General features: G+C 36.8%; 5 protein-coding genes. All 5 read left to right on the top strand.

Features of this window, described 5'->3' with window-relative positions; genetic code table 11:
- Nucleotides 1–316: 316 nt before the first annotated feature.
- Complete coding sequence (locus DIT68_RS06160) at nucleotides 317–1,834, top strand: hypothetical protein (RefSeq protein WP_146194140.1); 1,518 nt, start codon at nucleotides 317–319, stop codon at nucleotides 1,832–1,834.
- A 304-nt stretch (nucleotides 1,835–2,138) separates the two neighbouring features.
- On the top strand, nucleotides 2,139–4,178 hold the full coding sequence (locus DIT68_RS06155; protein ID WP_109358943.1) for a tetratricopeptide repeat-containing sensor histidine kinase: 2,040 nt from the start codon (nucleotides 2,139–2,141) through the stop codon (nucleotides 4,176–4,178).
- 1 nt (nucleotide 4,179) lies between these two features.
- Nucleotides 4,180–4,809, top strand: a complete 630-nt coding sequence (locus tag DIT68_RS06150; RefSeq protein ID WP_109358942.1) for a response regulator transcription factor — start codon at nucleotides 4,180–4,182, stop codon at nucleotides 4,807–4,809.
- 536 nt (nucleotides 4,810–5,345) lie between these two features.
- Nucleotides 5,346–10,115 (top strand): fibronectin type III domain-containing protein, encoded by a 4,770-nt coding sequence (locus tag DIT68_RS06145; RefSeq protein WP_158276124.1) that lies wholly within the window; start codon nucleotides 5,346–5,348, stop codon nucleotides 10,113–10,115.
- 671 nt (nucleotides 10,116–10,786) lie between these two features.
- A partial coding sequence (locus tag DIT68_RS06140; RefSeq protein WP_199223386.1) for an FG-GAP repeat domain-containing protein occupies nucleotides 10,787–13,985 on the top strand: 3,199 nt, incomplete at its 3' end.

Genomic DNA, 13,985 nt, shown 5'->3' with positions numbered 1-13,985 from the left:
CTGTTGAAAATTATGCTTTTCAACAATGGAAGAATCTAGTCAAATTAAGTAGAGAACCATTTTCTCTTTTAAATTAGTAAACTGCTTGTAAAGTTGCGTTCAAGCATTTAAATTTAAAAACAAGAATTGAGAAGTTTTGTTTAACCAAAAAAGGGAGGGAGGACATTAATGAATAATTGGGCTAAAATTATACACTATAAAACATTTGAACTGGATTTCTTAAAACCATTTCAAATCCAGATTTAACGTTCATTATTAACCCAATCAGTCTTTTATAATTTGATTTCATTATTTTTGGGTAAACTAAATGAAATTTATGAATAAGTTCTTATCGTATTTGTTTTCTGGGATTTTAATTTCAACTTTATTAATTGGCTGTAACGGGAAAAGTTCCAGTGATTTGAATGCTGATGTTGCAAGATTTGTAACTTCCTCCGATGAGGTAGTGGGATATGGATATGTAAATATTTTGGCCATCAAAGGAAAAGCTCAATTGAGTCAGATTCCCACAATTGGAGAGTTTGTGAATAATCAAATGGAATCGTTTGAAAATAGTTTAAGACTAACCGACAAAATACATTATGCGCTTGAAGGACCCCTGAATAACGATGGAATACCCAAGTACGCATATGTCTTTATGAGTGTTGAAAATGAGGACAGTACCTTGCAAATGTTTAAAGAGATGGGGTTTTATTTTGAGGAAGTAAATGATATGAACGTTTCCTTTGATATGAATATGGCCGTAGGCTTCAATGAGCATACTGTGGTAATGGTGTCAGGAAATTTTGGAGATGACCCAAAAGATAAACTGTTTAACGCTTTTGCTTCTTTTAAGAACGAGGAAAAAGACACTGATGTTACCGAAATCTTAGCCACAACCACCGATATTTTATTAGCCGGTGATTTAGAGAATTTGTACCAGACATCAAATACTTCATTGAATGACTTGGCGGAAGAAAATCAAGCAGAGATTAAGGAAATGGTGAGAGGTGGCCACTTCTTTATGACAGTAGATTTTAATAATGGAAATCTAACGGCGAAAATGGATTTTTCAAGGGTGAACGATAAAATGAAAAAAAACACTTTTTTTAAGGATAAAGTAGCGAATGATGTCTTAAACAACCTAGGGCCTGGAGAGCCAATTATGGCCATGGCCATGTCTTTGGATATAGAGAAGTTGGAAAATCTGATGAAAGATTTTTCTCCGGAAGCAGAGAGGTCTTTTTACAATTCTATGGGGCCTATGGGAAGTATGTTTGCTTCTTTAACGAATGAAAATTTATCTGATATTCTGAATGGAGATCTAGGAATGATGATTAGCAATAGTGAGGACAGCGACAAAATGGACAATTCAAATAATCTTCCCAACTCACATCTCTATTTGGGCTTAGGTAAAAATCCTCAAAATATGAAAGACTTAGTAAGAACATTTGCAAGCGAGGAAGTGATTTCGGATTTGGGTGAGGGCTATTTTAAAATTGAGAACTCCATGCTTTTAATGAAGGATAAATCGGTTGTTATGCACAGTAACGACACCTTAAAATCTGATTTTGAAATTGGAGAAATGCATAAAGTAAAGGGGTTGGAAGATTTTGGAAGTAAGCCTTTTTCGTTGTTTGTGGATTTGAAAACACTTGGTGATTCAGAATTTAACAAGATGAAAGGACAGTTTGACGTCATGTTGTCCATAGCGGATTATTTGACGCTAACTGCTGATAATGAAAGAATGATTTTCAAGTTGGTCTTGAAAGATGAAAATGAAAATGTTTTAAAACAAGTTATAGACATTTACAAGGATGATTTAAAATCAAGAATGGGGAATATCTCCTTCTAATCCCGGTGCTCAAGGTTTAAAGATATGATCGCTTTTGCTTCATACTCTCAATGGCCTCCCAGCGCCTACAACTGTCATCCCGACCATAGTTGAAAATTAAGATTTTCGACTATGGAAGAATCTGGCCAAGTTAAAGAGAGAACTTTTATTGTTGTATATTCAACAGGTGGTAAAGTTTCCGATAAGCAATTTATTTACCAATGCGCTAAAGTCAATCGTTTTATCTTTATTTTTACGGGCAGTTGAATGCGCTCAGGAATAATGATAAAATTAAAGAGATATTGAATAAGGAACTCTTTGTTGAATGATGAGAATTTACAAATACCTATTGATTTGTCTCAGTTTTGCATTTGTTTTGCAATCTGTAAGTCAGAGTACACCAATTGATTCGTTGAAATATTCCATTGATGAGACCAAAGATGTTGCCGGACAAGTTAGCCTATTTATAAAGGTCGCAGAGCAATACAAGAGCGAGAGCCTGGATAGCAGCTTGCATTATCTTCATCAAGCATTAGTGTTAAGTGAGACAAATCAACTGAATAATTCACCAGATATTGTTTCTAAGCTTTTGGGTGTTTACTCCAGCAAAAATAATTTTGTTGAAATACAAAGTCTTGGTGAGCATTATTTTGTAAAGATCTCCAAGGAAAAATTTCCCCTTGCAAAATTATTGATTGCCGATGAATTGGCTTATGCTTATATTGCTACGGGAAAGATTGATTCTTTTAAGCAATATAGTGAATATGTTATTTCGAATGCCGACATTGACAAAGAAAAGGAAAAGACAGTTTTTGTCAGCGCTCTAAGAAAAAGAGCGTCCTACTTTATTTCAGAATCAAAATATGATTTAGCGATATTGGACTTGCAAAAGGCAATACAATATTTAGATACGGTGGACTATTTTCAAAGTTATAGTGTTTATGTTACTTTGGCAGACGCTTATAAACAATTTGGGGACTATAACCAAGGCATAAAGTACTTTGAATTGGCTAAGAATTATGCAGAAAAGTATGACTCTTACCGAGTAAAAATCCATTTGCTATATTCCTATGCTGATTTTCATTTGCATTTTCAGGAATATGAAAAGTCGCTTAAATATGCCTTGGAAGGATATGATTTGGTGCTCAATAATCCCGACCCTTATGGAGAAGTGGTGTACAGTTCCATCTTGTCTAAGCTTTACCTAAATTTGGGAGAGCCCAGTAAATCAGAAGACTATATACAGGTTGTTTTAACAAAAGCTCCAGAATTTCAAAGTGATGAAATTGTAGCCATTGCCCAATATGATCTTGGAAGTATAGCTTTATTAAGAGGAGATTTTGCAAAGGCCTTGGAATTATGTCAAAAAGCTTGGAAGTTTTTTGAACCCACAGTTTCTCTCTTTCATAAAGTTAAGGTTTGTGAGTGCTTGGCAGAGGCCAATGAACACTTGGGGAACTTTGCACAATCCCTAATCTTTCTGAAAAAGGTGAGCATTTTCAAAGACAGCATAAATAGCGAAGATCAGATAAAAAGGACTTATCAGTTAAAGAGTGAATTTGAGATAGAAAAAGAATTAGCTATTTATGAGGCAGAACAAGAGAAACAGAAAATTATCGCTGCACAAAAGTTGGAAACAAAAAACTCTCTTTTTATTGGAATAGCTATTTTATCTTTTTTACTGGTGGGAATTTTCTTTTTGATTTTAAGAAATAGACAAACGAAAAAGGAGGGGAGGTATTTGGCAGAAAAGGAGCAAGCTCAAACTCAATTTTCTCAAGAATTGATAGAGTCGCAAGAATTAGAAAGAAAGAGAATTTCAAGGGAATTGCACGACTCTGTTGGACAAGATTTAATATTGTTGAAAACGAAGGCTGTTTTGGAGGAAAAATACGAGTTTGAAAATTTAATCGCCTCTGCTTTACAGAATGTTCGAACCATCACGCAAGGTCTACACCCTTTCATTTTAGAGAAATTTGGACTCACCGCAGCATTGAATAAATTAGTGACGTCTGTGGATGAGAGTACAGATCTTTTTGTGAGTAAAGAAGTTGAAGACATTGATGGTCTGTTGGATAAGAAACAAGAATTAAACCTATACAGAATAGTACAGGAAGCCTTAAATAATGTGATAAAACATTCAGGTTCTCCCTCTTTGCTAATTCTCGTAAAGAATAATAAGACCATGGTGGAGGTTAAAATTCAGGATTATGGAAAAGGTTTTGATCAAGCGGAAAAAGCAATGCTGATGAATTCTTTAGGAATGAAAACCTTAAAAGAGCGTGCCAATATCCTCAAAACTCAACTTGTTATTTCTTCAGTGCTTGGGCAAGGAACAATTATTCAATTAAAAATCCCCCTTTAAAATGCCGAAAATACTTATTGCGGACGATCACCCAATTTTGCTAGAAGGTTTGTATGTACAGCTTAAAAACCTAGGGTATACAAATTTATTAAAAGCCAATGATGGTAAAGCAGCATGGGACTTGTTGATAGTGCACAAGCCTTTAATAGCAATATTGGATATAGAAATGCCATTTGTGGATGGGCTTACGATTGCCAAGAAATGTGAAGCCAATCCAGATTGTTTTACCAAATTCATCATTTTATCTTATCACCAAGAAGCAGCGTTTTTACTCAAAGCAAAAAAGCTAAATATTGCAGGATATGTGTTGAAAGAGGATGCCGTATCAGAAATTGAAAATTGCCTCAAAGCAATACTAGAAGGCAAAGAATATTATAGCAAGGTGTTTAGCTCAAGGACTTTAATTGATGCTGAAAAAAAAATGAATAAGTTAGAATACCTTACTCCTTCAGAGCGCAAAATTTTAAAACTAATAGCGCAAAACCTATCCACAAAAGAGATAGGGGAACAGCTTTTTATCTCAATTAGAACTGTTGAAAAACATCGGAGTAATATTATAAGTAAGCTAGGATTAAAAGAAAAGTCAATCTCCTTATTGGCTTGGGTAAATGAGAATAAAACATGGATCTAGCTTAATCAAATCCTTAAGTTTTGTCTTATGAATATTGAAAGGCATCGCTAATGGTCTAAGCTCAGCGATCATGATACTCCGAAATATATCTTAAAATACGTAGTAGCACGTATAGAATTGGCTTGTCTCAAATATAAATTTGTTGTGTTACTTCAGACAACAGCAGACGACACTTTTTATAGAAAAGTACTGACTAAAATATGACCAAAGCCAAAAATCAAAAGTCCCATAAAAACATTTGGGGCTTTTTTCTTTTTTTAGATTTAGAGTGAGATCCTGCTCACATAAACATTTTTTTTTCTTGGAGTTTTGGTTTAGATACTTGTTTCTTAACAGATTGTTGTTCGGTTTTTAATTTTTTTGTAATTTCACAAAGCAAATTTTATCCTTAAAAGTTATGGGTAAAGCGATAATTTAATTTATTAACAGAAAACTTATGAAAACAAAATCACTTTTAGCAGGAATGCTTTTAGGGCTTTTGGCTCTGAACCCCAATGCTAAATCAAATGCTCAATGCACGGTCACACCGACTTACTTTGAGGGATTTAGCACCTATGTCCCTACCTGCTGGACAGAAACCAACGGGGGTTTTAGGTAATGCAAGTACTTATACTGCTACAACCTCGAACTGGACTTCAGATGGATTTCTAAACTCAGGTTCTTCAGGATCAGCAAGAATTAATATTTATGGAACAACAATTGACGAATGGCTCGTGTCACCAGAGATAGATTTGGGGACGGGTGCTTATCAAATTCAATTCGATATAGGTTTAACAGATTACTCAGGCTCTGGAACAGACTTAATGAGTATTGATGATACTATGGCAGTCGTAATTTCAACGGATGCCGGAGTAACATGGTCAAAATCTAACATTCTAAAACTCTACACCGAAGGAGATCAGCCTTCAAACGCTGGTGAAACTGTAACTTTAGATTTATCTGCCTACAGTGGAATCGTAAAGATTGGTTTTTATGGAAGGTCTTCGGTGAGTAACACAGATTATAATGTTTACATCGATAATTTCGTAGTAGAAAACTTCTCAACGTGTGCGAAACCTGGAAGTCTATCTCTATTGCCAAGTGGTTCAGGAGGAACCTTCAATTGGGTAGAGAATGGAACTTCTACTTCTTGGATTACTGAGTATGATGTTACAGGTTACACGCCTGGAAGTGGGACATCGAATGTCACTGCTACAACAAGTCAAGTCTTGTCATCTTTAGCTCCGAGTACAACTTATGATTTTTATGTGAGATCTATTTGTGCTCCTGGAGACACCAGTAATTTCTCAGCTCCCTTAACATTCACAACGCCATGTGCAGCATTCGTTGCGCCATTCAATGAGAGCTTTGATGGCTTGGCTTTATCTTCTCCTTATACTGATTTGCCAAGTTGTTGGGAGCCTCAAGTAGGACCAGATTTTTGGGATGTTACAGATGATGTAACAAATACAGGACACGCTTATCTACCAAACATTGGAGATCACACCACTGGTACGGGTAATTATATGTGGATAGATGCTTCAAGTGATATCACAGAAAATGCGATGGTAACCCCTTTGATTGATATGACTGGACTAACTGTTCCTTATATCGGATTTTGGTTTGCCTCAAACAATGTGGACAATAATGTGAACCATACCATCACTTTAGATGCTTGGGACGGTTCTACTTGGGTAAATGTTACATCAGAATCAGGTAATTTCCCTGCTTGGAAAGAAGTGGGTGGTCCTTTACCTAATGGAGTTCCTTTAACAACAAAATTTAGAATTCGCGCTATTGCCGCAACGGGAACAACGTCTTCGGATTATTATCAGAATGATTTAGGTATAGATGACTTCTTTGTTGTTGAGTCGACAATTTCGTGCTTCAAAGCCAATGCGGGGATAGCTCAAAATATTACAAGCTCAAGTGCAGATCTATCGTGGACCCATGTATCTGCTACTTCATTTGAAGTGACTTTAGGAGCACCTGGTGTTACACCTGGAGCTACGGCAAATTCATTCATTGTGAATTCAACAAATTATAATGCCACAGGATTGTCTCCGTACTCAGATTACGAATGGTATGTTAGAGCAATTTGTGCGCCTGGTGACACGAGTGAATGGTCTAGTGCATGGTCGTTCAAAACATTGTGTTCAGCTTTCACAGCGCCTTACTATAATGGTTTTGAAAATGATCCTTTAGATACGCCACCTGGATGTTGGAATTCTTATTCTACTATTTCTAATGGTTGGGTAGAAGTAGAGGATTTCACTGGAACAGCGGCGCCTTTCCTCGGAAATCAGGCACTTTATATCTATAGTGGTTCGGGCTTTACAGTAGGTTCAGACACTTTGATTGCTATAACACCACAGTTTTCTGATTTATCTGCGGGTGATAAAAGAATTAGATTTCAAGCCAATGCAGATAACGTAACTACACGATTAATAGTAGGTACAATTGCTGCACCAACTCCTTCATCAACATTTAATCCAATTCAAGTGGTTACCTTCAATGCGGATGATACATACCAGCAGGTAATTGTAGAGTTTACAACAGCAAGTGGTTACAACGGAACAGACCAATATATTGTTCTTGCTCATGAGTTGGATGGAGGAACTTTTAAATACATTAGAATAGATGAATTTAATTATGAAACGATTCCTAATTGTGTTGCTCCTTCAAATTTAGCGGTTAGTGCCATTACTTCTTCTTCAGCAGACTTAGCATGGACTGAAAATGGAACAGCAACATCTTGGGAAGTCGAATATGGACCAGTTGGATTTACTTTAGGATCAGGTACAAGTAGCGTAGAAAGTTCAACAAATGCAACTTTAAGTTCGTTGACCGATAACACAAACTATGATGTTTATGTAAGAGCAATTTGTGCTGTTGGAGATACAAGTACTTGGACTTTTGCTTCAAACTTTACTACTTTATGTGTTCCATATACTGCTCCTTATTATAATGGATTTGAAAATGATATGTTGGACATGGCCCCAGGTTGTTGGGATTCTTACGCATCATATAGCAGTGCATGGGTAGAAGTAGAGGATTTCACTGGAACATCGGCACCTTTTGCTGGTTCTCAAGCTTTGTATTTATACAATAGTGCGTCAAGTGTTACAGATACTCTAATTGCTTTGTCACCTCAATTTACAGATCTACCAGCAGGCGATAAAAGAGTAAGGTTCCAAGCAAACGCAGATAATGTGACCACACGACTGATTGTGGGTACAATTGCTGCACCAACGCCTACGTCAACATTTAACCCAATTGAAACCATTACCTTTATTGCAGATGATACCTACCAGCAAGTTATTGTAGATATTACAACTGCAAATGGTTACAATGGAACAGACGAATACATTGTGCTTGCGCATGAATTAGACGGGGGAACTTATAAATACATCAGAATAGATGAATTTAACTACGAAGCTATTCCTACTTGTTTAGCGCCAACCAATTTGCTCGCTAACGCGACTTCAGCTACTACCGCAAATTTGTCATGGACCCAATCTGGTTCACCAATGGAGTGGGAAGTGGAGTATGGAGCACCAGGATTTACTCTAGGCTCAGGTACGAGAAGTACAGAAACAAGTAATTCTGCAGTTTTAACAGCGTTAACAGATGATACCGATTATGAGGTATATGTAAGAGCAATCTGTACGGTGGGAGATACCAGTGCTTGGTCATTGGTTTCCACATTCTTTACGCCATGCTTTGCAATTACTGCACCATATATGCAGGACTTTGATGGTCTTGCATTAACGAGTCCATACACGGATTTACCTACTTGTTGGGAGCCGCAAACGCTGTCAGATTTATGGGAAGTAACAGATGATGTTGTGAATACAGGTCACGCTTATTTGCCAGATCTAGGTGATCATACATCTGGTACTGGTAACTATATGTGGATTGATGCCTCAGGTGATATCACAGCCAATGAAATGGTTTCTCCTTTCATTGATATGAGCGGCTTGACAACTCCATTGGTTGGTTTCTGGTTTGCGTCTGATAATACAGATAATTCCACGAACCACACTATAGCGCTAGATGCGTGGGATGGTAGTGCATGGGTAAATATCACTACCGAAACAGGAAACTTTACATCATGGGTTGAAGTTTCTGGTACACTTCCAGCTGGAATTCCAACAACTACAAAGTTTAGAATTTATGCAATTGCTGCAACAGGAACAACCTCGTCTAATTATTATCAAAATGATTTAGGTGTAGATGACTTCTTCGTTATGGAAGCACCTGTTTGTACAGACCCATCAGCGTTAGGTGTTGCTAATATTACACTAAACTCTGCTGACTTAAGTTGGACAGAAAATGGAACAGCAACGACTTGGAATATTGAGTATGGATCTGCAGGATTCACTCCTGGATCAGGAACGCAAGTAACAGTAACAAGTAACCCTTACACTTTGACAGGTTTAAACCCTTGTTCAGACTATGATTATTATGTTGAGGCAGATTGTGGTAGCTTGGTAAGTACATTCGTTGGACCTTTCACTTTCTCAACCTTATCTTCGCCTATAACAGGTACGGATACGGAAGTTGCATGTGAAACTTTCACATGGATTGATGGAAACACATACACTGCTTCAAACAATACAGCAACGCATACTATACCTGGTGCTGGAGCATTTGGTTGTGACTCTCTTATCACTTTAGATTTAACAATCAACAATTCCACAACAGGAACAGATGTTCAAACAGCGTGTGATAGCTACACTTGGATTGATGGAAATACTTATACTTCATCAAACAACACAGCTACATTCACAATCGCAGGAGGAAATGCAGTAGGATGTGATTCTATCGTAACTTTAGATTTGACCATCAATACTGTCGATGTTACAACAAGCGTTGCGGGTGTGGTCTTAACTGCAAATGCAGTAGGGGCAACTTATCAGTGGATTGACTGTGACAATGGAAATGCACCAATTGCTGGAGAGACGAATCAAGATTTCACAGCTTTGGCTAATGGAAATTATGCAGTGATTGTAACGGAAGGAAATTGTACAGATACTTCTGACTGTATTTTAGTGGACAATGTTGGCTTAAATGATTTAGACAAAATCTTAGGAATAAGTCTATATCCGAATCCAACCCGTGGAGTGGTGACAGTTCAGTTTGAGAATTTTGAGTCTAATCAATATGCTTTAGAAGTAGTTGATGCAACAGGCCGTAAGTTGACAGAACAAAACATCATGAATAACTCAGTGCAAGTAGATTTATCTGCTTACGAAAAAGGAGTTTATATGATTCGCATTACGGATGGAACAAGCGAAAGCATCCACCGCGTAATAAAGAATTAGACTTCATTTTAGAGTCGTTTAGTTTTTAATAACCGATTCCAAACTTGATTTTCCTTAAGAGGAGATTGAGTTTTGGAATCGGTTTTTTGGTTTCAAGCATTTTGTTTTTTGCTGAGTTTCTTAGTGAGTACTTCCCCAAAAGCAAAGGGGGCTTGAGTGTTTAGTTCCTAGATGAATATTTAAAAAAACAAATAAATGCTATTCAAGTATTGTATTGGCAGTTTAGTAAAAAAAGGCTATTTCGTTTGATTATCAGGCTTATTAGTATGCTGAAGCGAACTTTTTTACAACTTTTTCAAAATAAATAATAATGCTTGTCGTGAACTTTACCAGCAGTTTAATAAATTACCATAGAAAATGGTTCCCTCTTTAATTTGACAAGGTTTCTCCATTCTTGAAATATGCCCTTAGCCTAATACTACCCTGAGATAAATTTCTTTTTCAATTTGTTGAAATAGAAACTTGCCAAGGGTCTTATCAGTTCACCGCTTAATCACAAAGTATCGGATAGCCCATTCAATAATTACAGAGCCTTTAGAAAGTACAAATGTTACATATCAATTAAGATATTAGTCTTGTAATGAAATGATTAAAGTCATATTGTTTGAAGCCTAAATTAAAAGTATAGTTTTTAAATTCGTCATATAATTAACAAATTTAATACTATTATTATGCAAAGAATTAGTTTATTATTTGCGTTGTTTACGGCGCAATTACTTTCCTCTCAAATCTCTTTTGAACGAATTTTCCCACCTCCACCAGCACCTCAAATTATTGCAGATTTTGAATGGTTAATTGAAAGTTCTGTGGCTTTTAGCGATGTAGATGGCGATGGTGATGAAGATTTTTTAGTTACGGGATATACTGGAAATGTGGAAATCATTTCAAAATTGTATGCTAATGATGGTTTTGGTGGTTTTACAGAAGTAATGGGTACGCCTTTTGAAGAAGTTGCGGAAGGTTCTATAGCCTTTAGTGATGTAGATAATGACGGCGATGAGGACCTTTTGATTACAGGGAAAAATGATTCTGGTCAACCCATTTCAAAATTATATTTAAATGATGGTTCGGGTCTTTTTACAGAGTTTGTAGGTGTCCCTTTTGATGGAGTTAGTTTTAGTTCAATAGCTTTCAGTGATATAGATAATGACGGCGATGAAGATGTCTTGATTACAGGAAGTAATAATACTGGTCAACCCATTTCTAAATTATACGCTAACGATGGCGCTGGTGTTTTTTCTGAGCTTATAGGTACTCCTTTTGATGGAGTTTTGAGAGGTTCTATAGCTTTTAGTGATGCGGATAATGATGGTGATGAGGATGTTTTGATCACGGGTGAGGGTGATTTAGGGTTGATTATTTCTAAACTGTATGCCAATAACGGGTTGGGTGTTTTTACGGAAGTCACGGGTACGCCTTTTATGGGAGTTCGAAATGGTTCTGTAGCTTTTAGTGATATAGATAATGATGGAGATGAAGATGTTTTGATTACAGGTGAAAATAGCTCGAGTCAACATATTTCTAAACTTTACACCAATGATGGTTTAGGTGTTTTTACAGAAGTTACAGCCACTCCTTTTGAAGGAGTCATTTTTAGTATGGTAGCTTTTAGTGATGTAGATAATGATGGAGATGCCGATGTTTTGATTGCGGGAGCTAATAGCTCCTTTCAGACGTCTTCCAAATTATATTCTAATGATGGCTCGGGAGTTTTTACGGAAGTCATGGGTACATCTTTTGAAGAAGTTGGATTAGGTTCTTTAGTTTTTAGTGATGTAGACAATGATGGAGATGAAGATATTTTTATGGGAGGATTTCTAGGCTCTTTTATGCAATCATCCAGGTTATATATAAATGATGGATCTGGGTTCTTTACAAAAGTTACAGGTTCTCCTTTTGATGGAGTTTTGAGAGGTTCAATAGCTTTTAGTGATGTGGATAATGATGGTGACGAGGATGTTTTAATTACGGGGTACAATGTTCCTAATCGACGCATTTCAAAATTGTACATCAACGATGGTCTGGGCGTTTTTACAGAGCTTACAGGGACGGCTATTGAAGCAGTAATGAGAAGTTCAATAGCCTTTAGTGATGTAGATAATGACGGTGATGAAGACCTTTTGATTACGGGCGAGAATAGCTCTGATCAGGATATTTCTAAATTATATATCAATGATGGATTAGGTTTTTTTTCCGAAGTTACAGGCACTCCTTTTATGGGAGTTCGAAATGGTTCGGTAGCCTTTAGTGATATAGATAATGATGGAGATGAAGATGTTTTGATTACGGGACGGAATAGCTCTAATAATCCTGTGGCCAAGTTGTATACCAATAATGGATCGGGTGTTTTTACCGAAGTGATAGCTGCTCCTTTTGAAGCGGTTGATTATAGTTCTGTTGCCTTTAGTGATGTAGACAATGATGGAGATGAAGATGTTTTGATTACAGGAATGAATAGCGCTAGTCAACATACTTCTAAATTGTATACCAATGATGGTTTAGGAAATTTTACAGAAGTGCTAGGTACGTCTTTCCAAGGGGTTGTTTATGGTTGTGTAGCCTTTAGTGATGTAGATAATGATGGAGATGGCGACCTATTGATTACTGGCGAGAATGGCGCAGGTCAATATATTTCCAAGTTGTACACCAATGATGGTTTGGGCGTATTTACGGAAATTACAGGTACTCCCTTTGAGGGGGTAAGAGACAGTTTTATTGCCTTCAGCGATGTGGATAATGATGGCGATGAGGATGTTTTGATTACAGGGAAAAATAGTTCTAGTCAACCTATTTCTAAATTATATACCAATAATGGTCTTGGAGTTTTTGTAGAGCTTTCAGGTACACCCTTTGATTCCGTTTTGTCTGGTTCGTTAGCCTTTAGTGATATAGATAATGATGGGTATAGCGATGTCTTGATTACTGGGAGAAATCGAATTGATCAAGGTATTTCTAGGGCTTTCAGAAATACAACTTGTTTTTCCGTAACATTCGGAACAGATATTCAAATTGCATGTGATAGTTATACTTGGATAGATGGCAATACTTACTCAGCTTCAAACAACACGGCCACGCATACTTTAACAAACGCGGCAGGATGTGATTCTATTGTAACTTTAGATTTAACAATTAATAATTCCTCGTTCGGAACGGATGTTCAAATGGCATGTAATAGCTACACATGGATGGATGGAATTACTTATACTTCATCCAACAATACGGCAACATACACTTTAACGAATGTTGTGGGTTGTGATTCAATTATAACTTTAGATTTAACGATCAATAGTTCAACGGGAACAGATGTTCATACAGCGTGTGACAGCTACACTTGGATTGATGGCAATACTTACACTTCATCAAACAACACAGCTACTCACACTTTAGTGAATGCAGCAGGTTGTGATTCTATCGTAACTTTAGATTTAACAATCAACAATTCTACAACAGGAACAGATGTTCAAACAGCGTGCGACAGTTACACATGGATTGATGGAAATACTTACACAGCTTCCAACAATTCCGCAACGCACACTTTAACGAATGCAGCAGGATGTGATTCTATTGTAACTTTAGATTTAACAATCAACAATTCTACAACCGGAACAGATGTTCAAACAGCGTGTGACAGTTACACTTGGATTGATGGAAATACTTACACTTCATCAAACAACACAGCTACTTTCACAATCGCTGGAGGAAATACAGTAGGTTGTGATTCTATCGTAACTTTAGATTTAACAATCAACAATTCTACAACAGGAACAGATGTTCAAACAGCGTGCGACAGTTACACATGGATTGATGGAAATACTTACACAGCTTCCAACAACACAGCTACTTTCACAATCGCTGGAGGAAATGCAGTAG

Source organism: Brumimicrobium oceani, from assembly GCF_003143775.1.
Taxonomy (GTDB): Bacteria; Bacteroidota; Bacteroidia; order Flavobacteriales_D; family Crocinitomicaceae; genus Brumimicrobium; species Brumimicrobium oceani.
The sequence above is the reverse complement of the archived record's forward strand: the minus strand, read 5'-3'. Positions and strand labels throughout refer to the sequence as shown.

Coding starts and splice junctions, on each gene's coding strand:
- DIT68_RS06160 (WP_146194140.1), top strand. CDS start 317: ATGAATAAGTTCTTATCGTATTTGTTTTCTGGGATTTTAATTTCAACT.
- DIT68_RS06155 (WP_109358943.1), top strand. CDS start 2,139: ATGATGAGAATTTACAAATACCTATTGATTTGTCTCAGTTTTGCATTT.
- DIT68_RS06150 (WP_109358942.1), top strand. CDS start 4,180: ATGCCGAAAATACTTATTGCGGACGATCACCCAATTTTGCTAGAAGGT.